At 53.8% G+C, this 19,371-nt stretch carries 14 protein-coding genes, 1 tRNA gene and 1 pseudogene; 7 read left to right on the plus strand and 9 right to left on the minus strand.

Annotation, left to right across the window (positions count from 1 at the left end):
* The first annotated feature begins 42 nt into the window (after nucleotides 1–42).
* Together C0557_RS16800 and rplY are read left to right on the plus strand one after the other, a co-directional pair.
* Nucleotides 43–1,803, plus strand: a complete 1,761-nt coding sequence (locus tag C0557_RS16800; protein WP_208659661.1) for a DEAD/DEAH box helicase — start codon at nucleotides 43–45, stop codon at nucleotides 1,801–1,803.
* Between the two features lie 124 nt (nucleotides 1,804–1,927).
* Nucleotides 1,928–2,212 (plus strand): 50S ribosomal protein L25, encoded by a 285-nt coding sequence (gene rplY / locus C0557_RS16805; RefSeq protein WP_007371141.1) that lies wholly within the window; start codon nucleotides 1,928–1,930, stop codon nucleotides 2,210–2,212.
* A gap of 131 nt (nucleotides 2,213–2,343) precedes the next feature.
* On the opposite strand, the gene yejK is transcribed toward rplY, so the two are convergent.
* Nucleotides 2,344–3,351 carry a nucleoid-associated protein YejK gene (gene yejK / locus C0557_RS16810; RefSeq protein ID WP_208659664.1) on the minus strand — a complete coding sequence of 336 codons (1,008 nt, stop codon included), beginning with the start codon at nucleotides 3,349–3,351 and terminating at the stop codon, nucleotides 2,344–2,346.
* 130 nt (nucleotides 3,352–3,481) lie between these two features.
* Between yejK and C0557_RS16815 the strand changes: the two genes are divergently transcribed.
* The 3 genes from C0557_RS16815 to C0557_RS16825 all read left to right on the plus strand — a co-directional run bounded on the left by C0557_RS16815 (nucleotide 3,482) and on the right by C0557_RS16825 (nucleotide 5,641).
* Nucleotides 3,482–3,709, plus strand: a complete 228-nt coding sequence (locus C0557_RS16815; RefSeq protein ID WP_007371139.1) for a YejL family protein — start codon at nucleotides 3,482–3,484, stop codon at nucleotides 3,707–3,709.
* 18 nt (nucleotides 3,710–3,727) lie between these two features.
* Nucleotides 3,728–5,488: an LPS biosynthesis-modulating metalloenzyme YejM gene (gene yejM / locus C0557_RS16820; RefSeq protein WP_208659666.1), complete on the plus strand. Its 1,761-nt coding sequence runs from the start codon at nucleotides 3,728–3,730 to the stop codon at nucleotides 5,486–5,488.
* A gap of 76 nt (nucleotides 5,489–5,564) precedes the next feature.
* Nucleotides 5,565–5,641: transfer RNA gene (locus tag C0557_RS16825), tRNA-Pro, on the plus strand.
* A 39-nt stretch (nucleotides 5,642–5,680) separates the two neighbouring features.
* On the opposite strand, the gene C0557_RS16830 is transcribed toward C0557_RS16825, so the two are convergent.
* Together C0557_RS16830 and mqo are read right to left on the minus strand one after the other, a co-directional pair.
* Nucleotides 5,681–5,881 (minus strand): hypothetical protein, encoded by a 201-nt coding sequence (locus C0557_RS16830; RefSeq protein ID WP_208659668.1) that lies wholly within the window; start codon nucleotides 5,879–5,881, stop codon nucleotides 5,681–5,683.
* A 373-nt stretch (nucleotides 5,882–6,254) separates the two neighbouring features.
* A complete protein-coding gene (mqo, locus tag C0557_RS16835; RefSeq protein ID WP_208659670.1) occupies nucleotides 6,255–7,910 on the minus strand; it encodes a malate dehydrogenase (quinone) in 1,656 nt (551 codons plus the stop codon).
* 282 nt (nucleotides 7,911–8,192) lie between these two features.
* Between mqo and C0557_RS16840 the strand changes: the two are divergent.
* Nucleotides 8,193–8,441 (plus strand): annotated as a pseudogene (locus C0557_RS16840) (SulP family inorganic anion transporter); the annotation flags it as partial.
* An 82-nt stretch (nucleotides 8,442–8,523) separates the two neighbouring features.
* On the opposite strand, the gene mgtE reads toward C0557_RS16840, so the two are convergent.
* The 6 genes from mgtE to C0557_RS16870 all read right to left on the minus strand — a co-directional run bounded on the left by mgtE (nucleotide 8,524) and on the right by C0557_RS16870 (nucleotide 15,864).
* Nucleotides 8,524–9,960, minus strand: a complete 1,437-nt coding sequence (mgtE, locus tag C0557_RS16845) for a magnesium transporter (protein ID WP_208659672.1) — start codon at nucleotides 9,958–9,960, stop codon at nucleotides 8,524–8,526.
* Between the two features lie 146 nt (nucleotides 9,961–10,106).
* Nucleotides 10,107–11,750, minus strand: coding sequence for a multidrug ABC transporter permease/ATP-binding protein (locus tag C0557_RS16850; RefSeq protein ID WP_208659674.1), 1,644 nt, complete (start codon nucleotides 11,748–11,750; stop codon nucleotides 10,107–10,109).
* Between the two features lie 74 nt (nucleotides 11,751–11,824).
* A complete protein-coding gene (gene alkB / locus C0557_RS16855) occupies nucleotides 11,825–12,475 on the minus strand; it encodes a DNA oxidative demethylase AlkB (RefSeq protein WP_208659676.1) in 651 nt (216 codons plus the stop codon).
* Entirely contained in the window at nucleotides 12,475–13,536 is a 1,062-nt protein-coding gene (gene ada / locus C0557_RS16860) for a bifunctional DNA-binding transcriptional regulator/O6-methylguanine-DNA methyltransferase Ada (RefSeq protein ID WP_208659678.1), read from the minus strand. Before ada ends, alkB begins: the two co-directional genes overlap by 1 nt.
* A 72-nt stretch (nucleotides 13,537–13,608) precedes the next feature.
* Complete coding sequence (gene apbE, locus C0557_RS16865; RefSeq protein ID WP_208659680.1) at nucleotides 13,609–14,646, minus strand: FAD:protein FMN transferase ApbE; 1,038 nt, start codon at nucleotides 14,644–14,646, stop codon at nucleotides 13,609–13,611.
* A gap of 93 nt (nucleotides 14,647–14,739) precedes the next feature.
* On the minus strand, nucleotides 14,740–15,864 hold the full coding sequence (locus C0557_RS16870; RefSeq protein ID WP_208659682.1) for a porin OmpC: 1,125 nt from the start codon (nucleotides 15,862–15,864) through the stop codon (nucleotides 14,740–14,742).
* A gap of 835 nt (nucleotides 15,865–16,699) precedes the next feature.
* Here C0557_RS16870 and rcsD point away from each other — a divergent pair.
* Nucleotides 16,700–19,369: a phosphotransferase RcsD gene (rcsD, locus tag C0557_RS16875; RefSeq protein WP_208659684.1), complete on the plus strand. Its 2,670-nt coding sequence runs from the start codon at nucleotides 16,700–16,702 to the stop codon at nucleotides 19,367–19,369.
* Nucleotides 19,370–19,371 lie beyond the last annotated feature (2 nt).

Genomic DNA, 19,371 nt, shown 5'->3' on the forward strand with positions numbered 1-19,371 from the left:
CGTGGCATACTGTGCAGCGTTACCCTGCAATTCATCGAGACCATGACTTTTACGCTACGCCCCTATCAACGCGAAGCGGTGGATGCCACCCTCGCCCATTTTCGCAAACATGCTGAACCTGCCGTGATTGTGCTGCCTACCGGCGCGGGAAAAAGCCTGGTGATCGCTGAACTGGCACGGCTCGCGCGTGGCCGCGTACTGGTGCTGGCACACGTCAAAGAACTGGTAGCGCAGAATCATGCGAAATATGTTGCGCTGGGGCTGGAAGCCGATATTTTCGCCGCTGGACTGAAGCGTAAGCAGAGCCACGGAAAAGTGGTGTTCGGCAGCGTACAGTCGATGGCGCGCAACCTGGAGCAGTTTCAGAGCGAGTTTTCCCTGCTGGTGATCGACGAGTGCCATCGTATCAGCGACGATGACGACAGCCAGTACCAGCAAATCCTCAGCCACTTGCGCGAAGTAAACCCTCACGTGCGTTTGCTTGGCCTTACAGCCACCCCTTTCCGGCTGGGAAAAGGCTGGATTTACCGCTTTCATTATCACGGTATGGTACGCGGCGACGAAAAAGCGCTGTTCCGCGACTGTATTTATGAGCTGCCGCTGCGTTATATGATCAAACACGGCTATTTAACGCCGCCGGAACGGCTGGATATGCCGGTCGTGCAGTACGATTTCAGCCGCTTACAGGCGCAAAGTCATGGGCTGTTCAGCGAGGCCGATCTTAACCGCGAACTGAAAAAGCAGCAGCGCATTACTCCGCATATCATCAGCCAGATTATTGAATTCGCGCAAACGCGCAAAGGCGTGATGATTTTTGCGGCGACCGTCGAGCATGCGCGGGAGATCACCGGGCTGTTGCCCGCAAACGATGCGGCACTCATCACCGGTGAAACGCCTGGCCCGCAACGCGATGCGTTGATTGAGGCATTCAAAAATCAGCAGTTCCGTTACCTGGTTAACGTGGCGGTGCTGACCACCGGTTTCGATGCGCCGCATGTTGATTTGATTGCTATTTTACGGCCAACGGAATCCGTCAGCCTGTATCAGCAAATTGTCGGGCGCGGCCTGCGGCTTGCGCCCGGTAAAACCGACTGTCTGATCCTTGATTATGCCGGGAACCCTCACGATCTCTATGCGCCGGAAATTGGTGCGCCGAAAGGCAAAAGCGATAATGTCCCGGTGCAGGTTTTCTGCCCTGACTGCGGCTTTGCCAATACCTTCTGGGGAAAAACCACCGCCGACGGCACGCTGATTGAACACTTTGGTCGCCGCTGCCAGGGCTGGCTGGAAGATGATGAAGGCAACCGCGAGCAGTGCGATTACCGTTTTCGCTTTAAAAACTGCCCGCAGTGCAATGCGGAAAACGATATCGCGGCCCGCCGCTGCCGCGCCTGCGATACTGTGCTTGTCGATCCGGACGATATGCTGAAAGCGGCGCTGAAGTTAAAAGATGCGCTGGTGCTGCGCTGTAGCGGTATGACGTTACAACACGGTGCCGATGAGAAAGGCGAATGGCTAAAAATCACCTATTACGATGAAGATGGCGCCGATGTCAGCGAGCGCTTCCGTTTGCAGACACCTGCCCAGCGAACCGCTTTCGAACAGCTGTTTACCCGCCCGCATACGCGCACGCCCGGCGTGCCGCTGCGCTGGATTGTCGCCGCCGATATTGTGGCGCAGCAGGCGCTGTTGCGTCATCCCGATTTTGTAGTCGCCCGAATGAAAGGGCAGTACTGGCAGGTGCGGGAAAAGGTGTTTGATTATGAGGGTCGCTTCCGGCGGGCGCATGAATTGCGCGAGTAAACGTACTTTTGATTGATGTATCGAACGTTCGAGGATAGAATACCGCCCGCTTTTGCATCCGCAAAGCCGATCATCTGCCTGTTGCTGGGTCGCCTGTAACAGGATTTATTTAAGAGAGATTTAAATGTTTACTATTAACGCAGAAGTACGTAAAGAGCAGGGTAAGGGTGCGAGCCGCCGCCTGCGCGCAGCGAACAAGTTCCCGGCAATCATCTACGGTGGAACTGAAGCGCCGATCGCTATCGAACTGGATCACGACAAACTGTGGAACATGCAGGCGAAAGCTGAATTCTACAGCGACGTTCTGACCATTGCAGTTGATGGCAAAGAAGTAAAAGTAAAAGTTCAGGCTGTACAGCGTCACGCGTTCAAAGTACGCCTGACTCACATCGACTTCGTTCGCGCTTAATCGCCGACAAGTTGAAGAAAACCCCGCTCCGGCGGGGTTTTTTTATGGCTTATTAACGACGGGTTGCAGAGTCATACGGCGGCTCCCGTCGCGCGTAAAAAAACCTGCCCGAATGAGCAGGTTTCAGAGGATTACTTCCCACCGGTGAATCGGCGTTGCAGTTGATCGCGCAGATTCGGCGGCGTGCCTTTGATGGTCAGCGTATCCGTAGCCGGATCCCAGAAAATACGTTCGCCCAGCAGCAAAGCATCGAAGTTGATCGTCAGACCGCCGCCGCTGCCGGCAAATTTGGTCAGTTGTCGCAGGGTACTGCGATCCGCCGGGAAACTCTCTTCCAGCTCGTAGCCCTGGCCTGCGGTAAACTCTTCGAAGCTCACTTCGCTGACGCCCGCCAGCTCTTTCGAGAGCGATGCCAGCTCAATCTCTTCGCCCGCCTGCAACTGCTCATTGCAGTAGGTATAAACCTGCTGACGCACGGTCTGGCGTTCTGACTTATCCAGTTCGGCCTGCGCGGTAAAGTCGTCTACCGCCTGCAACAGACCGCGGTTTTGCGCTTTCGCGTTCAGCCCTTCGCTGGCACCGAGGAAATCCATAAAGAAGTCCGCGACCTTGCGCCCTACCCGCCCTTTCAGGAAGGTCAGATAGCGGGTTGATTCCGGATTGGTTTCCCACTCGGTTAAATCAATACGCGCCACGATATCCGCATGATTAATATCGAGATAATGCGTCGAACTGATGTCGAGGTTTTCATTGACGCGCATGCTGCTTAAGTTGTTCAGCACCGCCACCAGCAGGTATTCCACCGCCAGGTAACGGTAGTGGCAAAACAGCACAATACCGCCATCGGCAAAGGGATATTTCGCCAGTTCATCACGTAAGCGCCCGGTTGCCGCGCGGCTGAAGGCAAGGAACTCTTCCTCGCCCTGACGCTGAAGACGTAGCGCCTGCGCCAGTTCGCTCTCTTCGTTAAACAGACCGTAGGCTTTATTTTTGGCGCTGTATACCCGATGCAGCTCCGCCATCATATCTTCGACAGGCGCGGTCGGTTCCAGCAAAGAATCGCGCAGCACCAGTTCAAGGGTTTGCTCATCGCGTTTGATAAGCTGGTGCAGGGCAATCTGGTTGATGTCCAGACTCATGATAAACTCTCCTTTTAGACGGCGGTATTCAACCACCACCAACGCGACTGTGCAACTGCTGATAAAAAAGCAGAAAAAAAGCGATTGCTACGGTAATATGTTGCCCTTTCATGAGTAAACAGATTCCGATATGCCACAAATCTCCCGCTACAGTGATGAACACGTTGAACAGCTGCTCAGTGAGCTGGCAAACGTACTGGAAAAACACAAAGCCCCGACCGATCTCTCCCTGATGGTGCTGGGCAATATGGTGACGAACCTGATCAACACCAGCGTCGCGCCTGCACAACGTCAGGCGATCGCGAAGTCGTTCGCTCAGGCATTACAATCGTCGATTGGCGACGACAAAGCGCATTAAGGGAAATATCGACAGTCTATGGTGACCAATCGTCAGCGCTACCGTGAAAAAGTCTCCCAGATGGTAAGCTGGGGGCACTGGTTTGCGTTGTTCAACATTTTGTTGTCCATCGTTCTCGGTAGCCGTTATCTGTTTGTCGCCGACTGGCCGACTACCCTCTCCGGGCGTATCTATTCTTATCTCAGCGTGGTTGGGCATTTCAGCTTTCTGGTGTTCGCCACCTACTTGCTTGTGCTCTTCCCGCTGACGTTTATTGTGATGTCGCAGCGCCTGATGCGCGTGCTGTCTGCGATCCTTGCGACGGCGGGCATGACGCTGCTGCTGATCGACAGCGAAGTATTTACCCGTTTCCACCTGCATCTTAATCCCGTTGTCTGGGAGCTGGTGATTAACCCGGACCAGAACGAGATGGCACGGGACTGGCAGCTCATGTTTATCAGCGTGCCAGTTGTCCTGCTGATCGAGATGTTATTCGCCACCTGGAGCTGGCAGAAGCTGCGCAGCCTGACGCGCCGCCGCCACTATGCCAAGCCGCTGGCCGCCTTTTTCTTCGTCGCCTTTATTGCCACGCACGTGATGTATATTTGGGCCGACGCCAATTTCTATCGCCCGATCACCATGCAGCGCGCTAATCTGCCGCTCTCTTATCCTATGACCGCGCGCCGTTTTCTGGAAAAACACGGTTTGCTGGATGCGCAGGATTATCAGCGCCGGCTGGTGGAACAAGGCAATCCTGAGGCCGTCTCCGTACAGTATCCCTTAAGCGATCTGCGCTACGCTGATATGGGTTCCGGCCAGAACGTGCTGCTGATTACCGTTGATGGCCTCAACTATTCGCGTTATGAAAAACAGATGCCGCAACTGGCCAGCTTTGCGCAGCAGAACGTCAACTTTACGCAGCATATGAGTTCCGGCAACACTGCCGACAATGGCTATTTCGGCCTGTTTTACGGCATCTCGCCGGGTTACATGGACGGCGTACTGTCGGCGCGTATTCCGGCGGCGCTGATCACGGCCTTTAACCAGCAGGGCTACCAGCTTGGTTTATTCTCTTCGGACGGTTTCAGCAGCCCGCTCTACCGCCAGGCGCTGCTCTCCGATTTCTCATTACCGGCCGCGCAAACACAGAGTGATGAGAAAACCGCCTCGCAGTGGATCAACTGGCTTGAGCATTACGCGCAGGACGATAACCGCTGGTTCTCGTGGATTTCGCTGAACGGCACGGCGTCTCTGGACAGTTCGCAGCCAAACTTCGCCCGTAAGTACAGCCGCGCGGTGGCGGATGTTGATGCGCAAATCGGGCGCGTGCTGGATGCGCTGCGCGCGACCGGCAAGCTGGACGATACGGTGGTGATCATCACCGCTGGCCACGGCGTTCCTGAAGGCAAAGCGGACGATAGTTTCGAATGGTCGCGCAGCAGGCTGCATGTTCCGCTGGTCATCCACTGGCCGGGCACACCGGCGCAGCGCATCAATACGCTGACGGATCATAAAGATGTGATGGCCACGCTGATGCAGCGGCTGCTGCATGTCAGCACGCCACCCAATGCCTGGTCACAGGGGCAGGATCTGTTTAACGCACCGCGCCGCCACAATTGGGTCACCGCTGCGGGCGGCGACACGCTGGCGATAACCACGCCGGAGATGACTCTGGTACTGAGTCCCAACGGCAATTACCATACCTGGAATGCGCAGGGCGAGAAGATCCGCGATCAGAAACCGCAGCTCAGTTTGTTGCTGCAAGTGTTAACGGATGAAAAACGTTTTATCGCTAACTGATTGATTAATTATGAATCACTCAGGTGCCCCTCTGCTTGCAATCAGCAACGAAAAGGGTACTATTAGCGCCACGTATCGGCACGTAGCGCAGCCTGGTAGCGCACTGTCATGGGGTGTCAGGGGTCGGAGGTTCAAATCCTCTCGTGCCGACCAAAAAATCCCAAAAAAACCAACCCACTGCGGTTGGTTTTTTTATGCCTGTGATTTACTGAAGGTAATACGTGGCGTCAGACAAACACGCTTACCCACGGTGCAATTGATCACGCTACCGCTCTGATAAGTCAGTTTAAACCGCTGTCCGTTAGCCGGAATGGCTTTATCAGACAAAGAGAGTGAATAGCCATCAGCCAGCATTTTTGTCGATTCATCCACTTCATATGTGTTGGTATTCACCGTCCATGTAGGGCTAAATCGGCCGGGTTACCTCTGGCGGCTGCTAAGGCACCTTCCAGATGTAAAGCCCTGCGCCGTTCATCATCAAATGAACGTTGCAGCGCCGCATATTCCGATCTGAGCGCCTCCAGTTCTGCACCGTGCTGTGCCTCCTCCTTGCGGACCAGAAACGGAGATTAAGCCCTTCTTTTTGCATCGCAGCAGCGGCCGTTCTCAGCGCCTGCGCGGCCTCATAGGCACTGGAATTACTCAGCGCGTTACCGTAACCCATTGGTTCTAAAAGTGCAGGCTTGCCAAATATCGGGTATCCATCAACCGACAGGTAAAAAAAAACCGCAACGCATCCGTTACGGTTTTTTTTCGGGAAAGGCAATCACAGCGCGATATCCGCAACCGTTTCGCCGTCGTTGTGCGGCTGGGTCGTTGGCTTCTGCACCGGTGGTGTGGCATCTGCCACCAGAGACTCGTCGCATTTCAGCCCAAGGATCTCGCTGGTATAGCGCAACTCTGCATCGGCAGCTTCAATATTGCCGTTAAGTTGCGTACCAAAAGAGGGGATGATCTCTTTCAGCTTCGCCTGCCAGGCGACGGAAGCAAAGCGTTCAGTAAACACTTTTTCCATCAGCTCAAGCATAATCGGCGCCGCGGTAGATGCGCCCGGCGAGGCCCCCAGAAGCGCAGCAATAGTTCCTTCTTTATCGCTCACCACTTCGGTGCCGAGGCGCAGTACACCGCCCTTCCCGGCTTCACGTTTGATGATCTGTACGCGCTGGCCCGCCTGCCACAGACGCCAGTCCTCTTTCATCGCCAGCGGATAGTATTCCCGCAGCGCATCGAAGCGGTCATCTTCGTTTTGCAGTACCTGGCTGACAAGATATTTTACCAGGCTGAAGTTGGTCATTCCCACCGTCAGCATCGGCAGAATATTGGACGAGTTGGTCGAACGCAGCAGATCCCACAGCGAACCGTTCTTCAGAAAACGTGTCGAGAAGGTCGCGAACGGCCCGAACAACAGCACACGTTTACCATCAATAATGCGGGTATCAATATGCGGAACCGACATCGGCGGTGCGCCAACGGTCGCCTGACCATAGACTTTTGCCAGATGGTGGTTGACCACATCCGGGTTCTCCGCCACCAGGAACTGGCCGCCAACCGGGAAACCGGCATAGTCTGCCGCTTCCGGAATACCAGATGCCTGCAACAATTTCAGCGCCGCGCCGCCCGCGCCAATAAAGATAAATTTCGCTTTTACCACGCGCTCGCCGCCGCCTTTCAGGTTGCTGAGCGTCACGCTCCAACTGTTATCGGCATTGCGTTTGAGGCTGCGAACTTCCGTGCTCAGTTGCAAAGAGAAGTTCTCTTTTTTCTGCAATGAGCCAATCATCTGGCGCGTCAGTTCACCGAAGTTAACATCAGTACCAATCTCGGTGCGGGTCGCAGCGATTTTTTGCTTCGCATCGCGCCCTTCCATCACCAGCGGTGCCCACTGTTTGATCTGCCCGGGGTCTTCGGAATAGCGCATACCGCGGAACAGAGAACACTGCTGCAACGCTTTGTAACGGGCACGCAGGAAGTTCACATTGTCATCGCCCCAGACGAGGCTCATATGCGGTACGGTATTGATAAATGAGCGTGGTTCGCGCAGCACACCGGTTTTGACCTGATGCGCCCAGAACTGGCGAGAAATACGGAACGCTTCGTTGATTTCAATCGCTTTTTTAATGCTGACGGTGCCGTCAGCCGCGCGCGGGGTGTAGTTCAGCTCCATTAAAGCAGCATGGCCCGTACCGGCGTTATTCCAGCCGTTCGAGCTCTCCTCTGCCAGGGCATCCAGCCGTTCCACCATCGTAATCGACCAGTCGGGTTCGAGATCCTGAAGCCAGGTACCCAATGTGGCACTCATGATCCCACCACCGATTAAAAGCACATCTGTTTCCTGCTCTTTCGATGCGGACGCTTTCGCTGCCTTTGAGACAGCATTTAGCCCGACAGCCATCGAAAACAGCCTGGCAGTCATTTTTTTCATGGTATTAATGCCTTACTTTTAGTGCTGCTTTATTCGCATTTATTGAGGGTAAAGTAGTTAACCCTTCTACCGTAGCACTTAAGAAGTGAGATTTAAATAATGTTTAAACATTAAATATTCATTGTATAAATGTTACTAATAAGTTGATTTTCCAGATTAGATTTAACACTTATTGTTGACCCGCTGCGGTTAAAATCTGCTATTATTTTGCGCTTTGCCAAACGCAGCGATGCCGTTTCCCCCCCTGCTGCTGAACGCCACACCGATCTGCGACCTTTATGACTGATGTTGTGCCTGAGTATGTCGTTTTTGGGTGGACGCCCGGCGATGGTGACGGTGGCAGCGGGGTCAGTCGCTATGGTTATAGATCCTGTGGTTAACCAACACGGTGTGGAATACATTCTTCCGGCGGTTTTACTGGCGGGGATGATTCAAATTCTCTTCAGCCTGAGCGGTATGGCGCGACTGATGCGCTTTATTCTTCATGCGGTGATGACCGGTTTCGTCAACGCGCCTGGCATTTTGATCTTCTTAGTAGGCGATGAAGGCTCCGTGCCGGGCGGGCTGGTCACGCTGGCGCTCACACCACCGAAGTGGCGTAAGACAGCAAAAGTTACAGCAAAAACAGCGTCGCCAGCCCAAGAAAAATAAAGAAGCCGCCGGTATCCGTGATCGCGGTGATCATCACGCTGGAGCCGACCGCCGGGTCGCGCCCCAGCCGGGTCATGATCATCGGGATCAACACGCCCATCAACGCCGCCATCAACAAGTTCAGCACCATCGCCAGCGTCATGACGCCGCCCAGCGCCGCATCGTCGTACAGCCACCATGTGATGCAGCCCATAATGCCGCCCCACACCAGGCCGTTAATCAACGCGACGCCAAGTTCACGCATAATCAGGAAAGCAAAGTTACCCGGCTGAATGTTTTGTAGCGCCAGCGCGCGCACAATCATGGTAATGGTTTGGTTGCCAGTGTTGCCGCCAATCCCGGCGACAATCGGCATCAGCGACGCCAGCGCCACCAGTTGCGAAATGGTGTGTTCAAACCCGTCGATCACGCGCGAGGCGATAAATGCCGTGCACAAGTTGATCGCCAGCCACGCCCAGCGGGTTTTCACCGCTTTGCTTACCGGTGCAAACACGTCTTCTTCGGCGCTCAGGCCGCCCATCTGGCGCAAATCGTTGTCAGTCTCTTCATAGACCACATTGACGATCTCATCGATGGTCAGACGGCCCATCAGCATTCCGTTATCATCGACTACTGCCGCACTAAGCAGGTTGTCACGCTCGAAAGTACGCGCCACTTTTTCCGCGTCCTCTTCCGGAGAAAAGGCCACCGGATCCGCATCCATCACTTCGCTGACCCGCTTCCCGGCGGCATTGAGCAAAATAGTTTGCAACCCCAGTTCGCCCATCAGCCGGTTATCGCGGCCGATAACAAACAGTTTGTCGGTGTTGTCCGGCATTTTGCCGAGCCGTCGCAGATAGCGCTGAACCGCCGCCAGTGTCACTTCGGAGCGTACGGTGATCACCTCGAACTCCATGATCGCGCCGACACAGTTTTTGCCGTAGCGCATCACTTCCCGCATGCGGTTACGCTCTGCACGCGGTAACGTCGCCATTAAGCGGCCGGTCAGGTTACGCGGCAGATGCTGCACCAGCCAGATTTGGTCGTCGATATCCAGCGTTTGCAGCGCATCGAGCAGCGCGCGGTCACTCATCTCATCAATCAGGTCATCCCAGACATTCTCCGACGCTTCAAGCAGCACTTTGCCGCGTTTATCATCGCTCACCAGCCGCCATAATGCGTGGCGTTCATCTACCGGCAAGGCTTCCAGCGTATCGGCGAGATCCGGCGGCGGCAAATGGGAGACCAGCGCGTTAACCTCCGCCAGATCCCGCTCCAGCCCGGCGCTATCAACCTGCCCGGCGAGGGTGAGTTGTCCGAGCAGCGAGGCGGTAAGCGGTTTATGGGTGATCAGCAACCAAATCAGGCGCGCCCGCTCCTCGTCGCGCAGTTTAACGCTGTTTTTTTTGCTTAATGACATTAGCCGTTCCCTGAATGCAAAGCGCCCTGAAGCCGGGGCCGAATAGCCTTAAGCATAGCGGCAGCTTTTGTAAAAAATAATAAACAGCGGGGGCGTTTGGCGAAAAATGGAACGAATGCCCCCTTCGATCGAAGGGAGCGCATTGCTCAGGCAGTGCGGGAGACGGCGTCGCGGGAAGCTTGCGCACGCTCTTCACCCACCAGCTCAGTCAACTGGCCATTGCGCATCTCCAGCAGGCGGTCGGCGTGGGTAAAGTAGTGATCGTCGTGGCTGATGGCAAAAATGGTTTTCCCCATCTGTTGCATCAGCGGCAGCAACACCTGGTAGAAGTCGCGGCGGAAATGGGGATCCTGATCGGCCGCCCATTCGTCAAGCAGCAGAATATCGCGCTCTTCCGCCAGCGCCAGCAACAGCGCCACGCGCTTTTTCTGCCCTTTCGAGAGCTTCAGATTGAGGATCTTGCCGTTGTTCAGTTCCAGTTTGTGCGCCATCTTCAACTGATCCAGCCACTTATCGACCAGCGCCGGATCCGCCGGTTTACCTTCCGGCCCGAGCAGATCGTCAAACAACCAGACATCGGTAAACACCGCCGAGAACAGTTTGCGATAATCTTCCGGGCGATCCTGCGCCATCGGTTTACCATCCAGCAGGATCTCGCCGGAAACCGGCTGATACAGCCCGGTCAGCAACATCGCCAGCGTTGATTTACCGCTGCCGTTGCCACCAATCAGAAACACCAGTTCTCCCCGGTTCAGCGTCATGTTGATCGGGCCGACAGAGAAATCATTCTCCTGATATTTAAAGGTCACGTTGCGCAGCTCCAGCGTTTTCCAGCCGGGGAAAGCCCGTGGACGCGGAAACGCGGGCTGATACGGCGCCAGAGCAAAATGCTTCAGTTTGTTGAAAGCAACCTGTGCGCTCAACAGTGTCGGCAATGCGCCGACCGCCGAAAGCAACGGCGTACGTAAAAACAGCAGCGTCAGCGAATAGGTTGCCGCCACGTTGGTATCCGCCCAGCCCAGACTGTTTGCCATCCAGAACACTAGGCCAATCGCGCCAAGCATCATAATATTCGACCAGTTGACAGCGCTGAGATGGAAAGTGTCGGCACGAATAATATGGTGGCGGTACTCGCGCGCATCCGGCAGGTACATCTGTTCGAAAATATGTTCGGCACGCTCGCGATTCAGATTCAGCTCTTTGCGCCCTTCCAGCACCGTCTGGAAATCGTTATAGAGCTTGTCTTCCGTCTCGCGCAGCGTCGCCATATGTTTATACACCCGGGAAACCAGAATAAAGCCGCCCCAGATGGTCAGCACCATCCACAGTGCAGTGATCGCCAGCATTTTGCCGGACAGCATGGCCAGATAAATACACGAACCTATCGTCAGAATAATGCCCTGCACCAGTTCCGGCAGGCGCACAAAAGCGATGGTGATGTTGCGCACATCGCTGGTCAACCCGGCCAGCAGCGACGCGCTGCCCAGTTGTTCAATGCGCTCCACCGGCGTATCAAGGATCCGTTTGATAAATTCACTACGCAGGCGGTAAACGAAATGGTGGCCGAGCGTGGTCAGCGCCAGTTGCGAGCCGAGCGTCACCGCCATTAACAGCAGCAGCAAGCCGAGAAATTCCGGCAGCACGGTCAATGATATATCGACGGTTTCGATCAAACGCTGGTTAATAAAAGCGATTAACCCGATTCCCAATGCGGCGCTGGCAAGGGTGAGCGCCAGTACCGCCACGAATGGCCAGCGATACTGCCGCCAGACAAGAAGAAGGAGTTCCATAACAACGGCCCGGTCAACAAAAACAGCCAGCAGTTTAAACGGCTACTGCTTTACATCAAGAATAATTCTTATTTTTATTCGCTATTGCCTGCCTGGCGGAACGTCAGGTTGTAACGACATTCGCCGGTCACCGGGTGATAACCCGCTTTCAGCGGCGCGATGCCATGATAAAAGAGCCGCGATTCACCGCCCCACACCACAATATCGCCATGTTCCAGCATCAATCGTTGCAGCGGATCGTTACGCTTCAGCCCACCAAACTGGAAAATAGCCGGTAAGCCCAGCGAGACAGAGACAATCGGCGCGCGCAAATCAGGTTCGTCCTTATCCTGATGCAGCGATAACTTCGCCCCTGGTGCGTAACGGTTGATCAGGCAGGCATCCGGGCGAAACTCAGGATAACCCGCCGCGATGCTGGCTTTATGGCATAACGCCGTGAATGCAGTAGGCATTTCCGGCCACGGCTGCGCCGTTTGCGGATCGACAGGCGCATAGAGATAACCGTGCTGATTAGTCGTCCAGCCAAGCCTGCCGCAATTGGTCATCGCCACGGACATGGTATACCCGCCCGGCGTGACCATATGGCGCAGCGGTGACTGATTAACCACCTGCGCAATGCCGCGCATCAGCGCTTCCACATGCGGCAGCGCAAAACGGCGCAGCACCACCGCGCCAGGCGCCAGCGGCTCCTGCCAGGGTTCTTCATCGGCAAACAGATCGAGCATTAACTCTCCTCTTTTTTCGCTTCCCGTTGCAGCAGTTGTGCTTTGCGCGCGATTCCCCAGCGATAACCGGAGAGCGCACCATCGCCGCGCACCACGCGATGGCAAGGGATAACAATCGCCAGCTTATTCGCGGCACAGGCGCTGGCCACCGCCCTCACCGCAGCGGGTTTGCCTATTTGCTGCGCAAGACGCTGATAGCTGATCGTTGCGCCGGCGGGGAGCTCGCGCAACGCCTGCCATACCTGAAGCTGGAAAGCCGTGCCGCGCAAATCCAGCGGCAATGTAAATGGCGCATCCGCACGATCAAGACGGCGGATCACCTGCGCGACGCGTTCAAGCATCGCCGCATCGCCCTGCACGTTTCGGGCATGAGGAAAAATCGTATGCAGTTCTGCCAACAACTGTTCATCGTTGTCGGCCAGTAAAATGGCGCAGATGCCCCGTTCACTCTCGGCCACCAGGCAGCGCCCCAGCGAACAGTCACTCAGGGCGTAACGAATATCGGCATCGTCACCACCGCGGCGAAACTGACGCGCCGTCATTCCCAGCGCGGCATCTGCCTGGCGATAGAAGCTGCTACTGTCGGGGAACCCCGCCGCCAGCACGGCATCGGTCACCGTGTCGCTCTCTGCCAGCGTGTTGCGCAGACGCCGGGCGCGGAAGGCTTGCTGCCAGGCTTTCGGTGTCATCCCGGTAACGGATTTAAACAGACGATGAAAATGGTACGGGCTGATGCCCACCTCTGTTGCCAGTTGATCGAGGGTGACAGGCGTATCCTGCTCGAGCAATCGACAAGCGATGGCCACTTTATCCAGCCGCTGCTGTTGCGGATGCGCTTTATCGGGCTGGCAACGTTTGCATGGGCGAAAACCTGCGGCAACAGCGCTATCGGCATCCGGGAAGAAACGCACATTCTGGCGCAGGGCGTGGCGCGCGCGACAGGACGGGCGACAGAAGATGCCGGTGGTCAGCACGGCAAAAACAAACTGACCATCCGCCTGCGGGTTGCGCGCCAGCACCGCCTGCCAGCGCTGTTCATCAAGTAAAGTCGTCTCGTTCATGTCAGGCTCCTTATTTAAGCTTAGCCCCACTGTGCACACTCGCGAAGAACCCGACACCCGCAATCTTGCGTTTTAATTTTTTTCGCTGACCAGGAAGGAGGAAAATTGCGGCGACATCCAGGTGGTAAAACCGTCACCCTCTTTCATGATCATAAATACCGCCAATCCTTCGCGCATCACCACTTTTTTGGCTTTATCGGTACCCAGCACCATTAAGCCGGTGTCCCAGGCATCCGCTTCCAGCGCCGTTGGCGCAATCACTGTGACCGAAACCAGGCGGTGATCGATGGGACGCCCGGTGCGCGGATCGATAATATGCGAAATGCGTTTGCCATCCAGCTCGTAATAGTTGCGATAACTTCCGGAGGTGCTGATCCCATGACCGTTAATATCGACCACGGCTTGTGCGACATTTTCACGATCGGTCGGTTTCTGGATCGCCACCCGCCACGGCTGGCCCTGCGTATTCATACCCCGGCTGGCAAGCGCGCCGCCGACGGAAACCAGATAGCGGGCAATCCCTTCCTGCTCCATAAGCCGCGCCAGATGATCCGCCGCATAGCCTTCACCCACTGTCGATAAATCGACAAACAGATCCGGCAGATCTTTTTGCAGGAATTGTTCCCCGGAGCGGTTAATCACCGTCAGATGCTGCAAGCCGGTACGGGCTTTTGCCGCATCAATTTGCGCCTGCGTTGGGCTGACGACCGGTTGTTTATCCGGGCCAAATCCCCACAGATTCACCAGCGGCCCCACGGTAATATCCATTGCGCCGTCGGTTTTTTCCCCGACCCGCAAGGCGATGGTCACAATATCCGCCATTGCAGCGCTGACCGGCCAGGGCGCGGTACTGGCAGCGTGATTAAAGCGCATCAGCGCAGAATCACTCTTCCACGTTGACATTAAACGATCGTCGGCATCCAGTTGCGCCTGAATTTTTTGCTGTAGCGCCTGCGCGCGCTGCGCATCAATATCCACCAGACTAACGCGCCAGAAAGTGCCCATCGTTTTGCCTTCCAGCACGGTGGGTTGTGCCTGTTCGCTGCGATCGCAACCCGCCAATAGCAACAGCGCGGCGGCCACAAAGCTGCGGAAAATAGTCATTGTCATTGCCTGTTATCTCCTTGCTGGCGGCAAGCGTACATCAAAAACCGGACAATAAAAAAGGCGCCTTGCGGCGCCTTAGCAATCGTTGTTACGAACTTAGAACTGGTAAACCAGGCCCAGTGCAACGATGTTGTCGGTAGAGATACCGGCAGAACGGGTAAAGTCGTTGTCGTCCAGCAGGTTGATTTTGTAATCAACATAGGTGGACATGTTTTTGTTGAAGTAGTAAGTCGCGCCAACATCGATGTATTTCAGGATATCCTGGTCACCGTAGTTAACGGTACCAGTGTTGTTGGAGATATCCTTACCTTTAGATTGCAGGTAAGCGATGGACGGACGCAGACCGAAGTCGAACTGGTACTGCGCAACCACTTCAAAGTTCTGCGCTTTGTTAGCAAAACCGTACACAGCATCGTCAGAAGAACCGAAGCGAGTTGCGTTATAGGTCTGAGAGTACTGTGCCGCCAGGTAAATGTTGTTGGCATCGTATTTCAGGCCGCCGCTGTATACTTCAGCATGATCGCCTTCACCGTACAGGCCAGCGCTGATTGCATTCTGATCAGCGGTACGTTTAGAAGAGGACATCGCCGTACCGACGCTGAAACCTGCGCCCAGATCGTAGGTCAAGGATGCGCCGTAACCGTCGCCATTCTCTTTCACCAAGCTGCGGCCATTGCTGTTGTTCTCACCGCTGCTGTTTTTACCCTGATACTGCAGAGCAAAGTTCAGGCCATCAACCAGACCGAAGAAGTCGGTGTTACGGTAGGTGGCAAGACCGTTAGCACGTTGCTGCAGGAAGTTGTCTGCACCGTAGGTGTCGCCACCGAATTCCGGCAGAACGTCGGTCCAGGACGTTACGTCGTAAATTACGCCGTAGTTACGACCGTAGTCGAAAGAGCCTGCGTCAACCACGCGGATACCGGCGAATGCCACACGGGTCCAGGCCTGATCGCTTGAAGATTCAGTGTTGTTAGCCTGAACGTTATATTCCCACTGACCGTAGCCGGTAACCTGATCGTTTACCTGAGTTTCGCCTTTGAAGCCGAAACGCACGTAAGTTTGATCGCCATCGGCGCTTTTGTCGTCAGAGAAATAGTGCAAACCGTCTACTTTGCCGTACAGATCTAATTTGTTGCCATCTTTGTTGTAAACTTCAGCCGCATTCGCTGCGCCTGCTACCAGCAGAGCTGGCACCAGGAGGGACAGTACTTTAACTTTCATTTTATTAACCCTCTGTTATATGCATTTTTATTTGCCACTGCTTGCTGACCAACCCTCTAATCAGCTGGCAAATTCATTGTGCTTAAAATAGGAAAATAATCCATCGAGAATATGATACGAAAATTTTGAAGATGTTTCATATTTAATGATAGATGTTTCATTTTGTAAAATCGAGGGAACTTTTTATAGCACGAATAGCTAATATATATCGCACAAATAATCAAATAAAATTAAAAACTCAATAAAAAACAATAACATAAATAAAAATAAATGACAGCACTGAATGCAAAAACGAAATCCCTAATCGCCACTAGAATACAACACGCTATCATCATTAACTTTATTTATTACCGTCATTCGAATCTGAATGTCTGTTTACCCCTCTTATGACCGAATGCCCTGCATTCGGTTTTTTTTTACTTTTCTTTACTTAACTTGAATAATAATCTACATATAATAACTATTTGTAACGATTATTAATTAATCAACAAGCGTGCCAGATTTATCTTATTGACTTAGCACCTTAATTAATTTCTTGTTATTTATTGTGTTCTTTTTATTCAGGGGTGAGAAATATTTGTACAACCTCCGTATTTTGTACATTTTTGCCGCTTCGTTTGGATGAAGGACAAAAACCCGCATCATGTGAGTAATGGCTGAAAAGAGAGTCTGGAAATTCACTCATTAACCGATATACTGCCTGCTGTACACTGCTCTGCAACACATCTATTTGTAGTCCGCGCACGACAGGCGGAAGTTACGGCATGGCAGCAACATTGTTTCAGCGGATGCTGAGCGTCACCTGCAGTGTTGTCATAACGGGTTACACACAAGAATGAGTCAATCTGACACAATGATCCCTGGCAAATTTTCCCTGATACCGGGCAACATTACCCGTTTCTTTCTCTTATTGATTATTGTCCTGCTGGTAACGATGGGGGTGATGATCCAGAGCGCGGTCAACGCCTGGCTGAAAGATAAGAGCTATCAAATCGTCGATGTTACGCATGCCATCCATAAGCGTATCGACACCTGGCGGTATGCCACCTGGCAGATCTACGACAATATCGCTGCAGCTCCGGCAACCACACCGAGCGAAGGTTTACAGGAAACGCGTCTGAAACAGGATGTCTATTACCTCGAAAAACCGCGTCGCAAAACAGAAGCGCTGATTTTCGGTTCGCATGACAGTTCCACGCTGGAGATGACGCAGCGCATCTCAACGTATCTCGATACATTGTGGGGCGCAGAAACCGTTCCGTGGTCGATGTACTATCTGAATGGCCAGGATAACAGCATGATCCTGGTTTCGACGTTGCCTCTAAAAGATCTGACCTCGGGTTTTAAAGATTCCACCATCAGCAATATCGTCGATTCCCGGCGCGCAGAGATGTTGCAGCAGGCTAACGCCCTTGATGAGCGCGAAAGTTTTTCCTCCTTGCGCCGCCTGGCCTGGCAGAATGGCCACTACTTTACGCTGCGCACCACCTTTAACCAGCCGGGTCACCTGGCGACGGTGGTGGCGTTTGACTTGCCGATTAACGATCTGATCCCGCCGGGCATGTCACTGGACAGTTTCCGTCTCGACCCTGATAGCACGCAAAATACCACGCGCGGGCAGGATAAAGAGACCACAGATAATGTGACCGTCAACTTTAATAGCTCGCGTATTGAGATCGCTTCTGCGTTGAACGGCACCGGGCTGCGCCTGGTGTGGCAGGTTCCTTTTGGTACGCTGCTGCTCGACACCCTGCAAAACATTCTTTTACCGCTGTTGCTGAATATTGGGCTGCTGGCGCTGGCGCTATTTGGCTACACCACCTTCCGTCAGCAACCGGGCCGTAAGACGGATAGCCTGGCGGCGCCAGGAGCAAGCAACGAGCTGCGCGTGCTGCGCGCTTTCAACGAAGAGATTGTCTCATTACTGCCGCTTGGCTTGCTGGTACACGATCAGGAAGCTAACCGCACGGTGCTGAGCAACAAAATAGCCGACCATCTGCTGCCGCACCTGAATCTGCAAAATATCACCGCCATGGCGGATCAGCACCAGGGCGTCATCCAGGCCACCATAAATAATGAGCTGTATGAAATCCGTCAGTTCCGCAGCCAGGTGGCTTCACGTACGCAGATCTTTATTATTCGCGACCAGGACCGCGAAGTGCTGGTCAATAAGAAGCTGAAGCAAGCGCAGCGGCTGTATGAGAAGAACCAGCAGGGTCGCGCCACCTTTATGAATAACCTGGCTGACTCGCTGAAACAGCCAGTAAAGGCCCTCGCTGCTGAAGCTGCCGCCCTTGAAAACAAAGAGGGCAATCTTGTCGCCGATCACGCCGACAGGCTGGTACAACTGGTGGATGAAATTCAACTGGCCAACATGCTGGAAAGCGATAGCTGGAAAGGTTCGCCTACCGTGTTCTCCATTCAGGATTTGATTGATGAAGTGGTGCCGGAAGTTCTGCCGGTGATCAAGCGTAAAGGCCTGCAATTGTTGATCAACAACCCGCTTCCGGCTAACGAGGAGCGCCACGGCGATCGCGATGCGTTACGTCGAATCTTACTGCTTTTGATCCAGTACGCGGTGACGACCACGCAAATGGGTAAAATCACCCTTGAAGTGAATATGGATGAATCCGCAGAAGATCGCCTGACCTTCCGTATTCTTGATACTGGTACAGGCGTAAATACCAGCGAAATTGACAATCTGCACTTCCCGTTCCTTAACGATACACAGAGCGATCGGTACGGAAAAGCAAACGCCCTCACCTTCTGGCTGTGCGATCAGTTAGCCAGAAAACTCGGTGGGCATTTGAATATTAAGGCAAGGGAAGATCTGGGCACCCGCTACTCTTTGCATGTTAGAATGGCGGCCCGCTCACCGCAGGTTGAAAGCGAAGAGAAATTGCTTGATGATGTTGTCGCGATGATTGACATCACCTCGAATGAAATCCGCAATATCGTAGTTCGCCAGTTGGAAAATTGGGGTGCAAGCTGTATTTCCCCGGATGAACGTCTTTCAAGTCAAGAATATGATCTCTTTTTGACAGATAATCCGTCTAATCTTACAGCCTCAGGCTTGCTTTTAAGCGATGATGAGGCCGGTGTGCGGAAAATTGGCCCTGGCCAATTGCGCGTTAACTTTAATATGAGCAATGCAATGCAGGGAGCAATATTGCAGCTTATAGAAGAGCAACTGGCGCAGGAAGATGTTCCGGAATCGCCATTGGGAGGCGATGAAAACGCGGAACTCCATGCCAGCGGCTATTATGCACTGTTTGTTGACACAGTACCCGATGATGTTAAGAGGTTGTATACTGAATCAGCGTTACGCGATTTAGCTGCGCTGGCGCAGACAGCACACCGCCTGAAAGGTGTGTTTGCTATGCTAAATCTGGTACCTGGTAAGCAGTTGTGCGAAACGCTGGAGCAATTAATTCGTGAAAGCGATGCTCCAGGCATAGAAAATTACATCAGCGACATTGACGCTTACGTCAAGAGCTTGCTGTAGCA

This window comes from Kosakonia sp. MUSA4 (assembly GCF_013085925.1).
Classification (GTDB): Bacteria; Pseudomonadota; Gammaproteobacteria; order Enterobacterales; family Enterobacteriaceae; genus Kosakonia; species Kosakonia sacchari_B.

Coding starts and splice junctions, on each gene's coding strand:
- rcsD (WP_208659684.1), top strand. CDS start 16,700: ATGAGTCAATCTGACACAATGATCCCTGGCAAATTTTCCCTGATACCG.
- alkB (WP_208659676.1), bottom strand. CDS start 12,475: ATGCTCGATCTGTTTGCCGATGAAGAACCCTGGCAGGAGCCGCTGGCG.
- C0557_RS16850 (WP_208659674.1), bottom strand. CDS start 11,750: ATGGAACTCCTTCTTCTTGTCTGGCGGCAGTATCGCTGGCCATTCGTG.
- mqo (WP_208659670.1), bottom strand. CDS start 7,910: ATGAAAAAAATGACTGCCAGGCTGTTTTCGATGGCTGTCGGGCTAAAT.
- yejM (WP_208659666.1), top strand. CDS start 3,728: ATGGTGACCAATCGTCAGCGCTACCGTGAAAAAGTCTCCCAGATGGTA.
- yejK (WP_208659664.1), bottom strand. CDS start 3,351: ATGAGTCTGGACATCAACCAGATTGCCCTGCACCAGCTTATCAAACGC.
- mgtE (WP_208659672.1), bottom strand. CDS start 9,960: ATGTCATTAAGCAAAAAAAACAGCGTTAAACTGCGCGACGAGGAGCGG.
- C0557_RS16815 (WP_007371139.1), top strand. CDS start 3,482: ATGCCACAAATCTCCCGCTACAGTGATGAACACGTTGAACAGCTGCTC.
- rplY (WP_007371141.1), top strand. CDS start 1,928: ATGTTTACTATTAACGCAGAAGTACGTAAAGAGCAGGGTAAGGGTGCG.
- C0557_RS16870 (WP_208659682.1), bottom strand. CDS start 15,864: ATGAAAGTTAAAGTACTGTCCCTCCTGGTGCCAGCTCTGCTGGTAGCA.
- C0557_RS16800 (WP_208659661.1), top strand. CDS start 43: ATGACTTTTACGCTACGCCCCTATCAACGCGAAGCGGTGGATGCCACC.
- apbE (WP_208659680.1), bottom strand. CDS start 14,646: ATGACAATGACTATTTTCCGCAGCTTTGTGGCCGCCGCGCTGTTGCTA.
- ada (WP_208659678.1), bottom strand. CDS start 13,536: ATGAACGAGACGACTTTACTTGATGAACAGCGCTGGCAGGCGGTGCTG.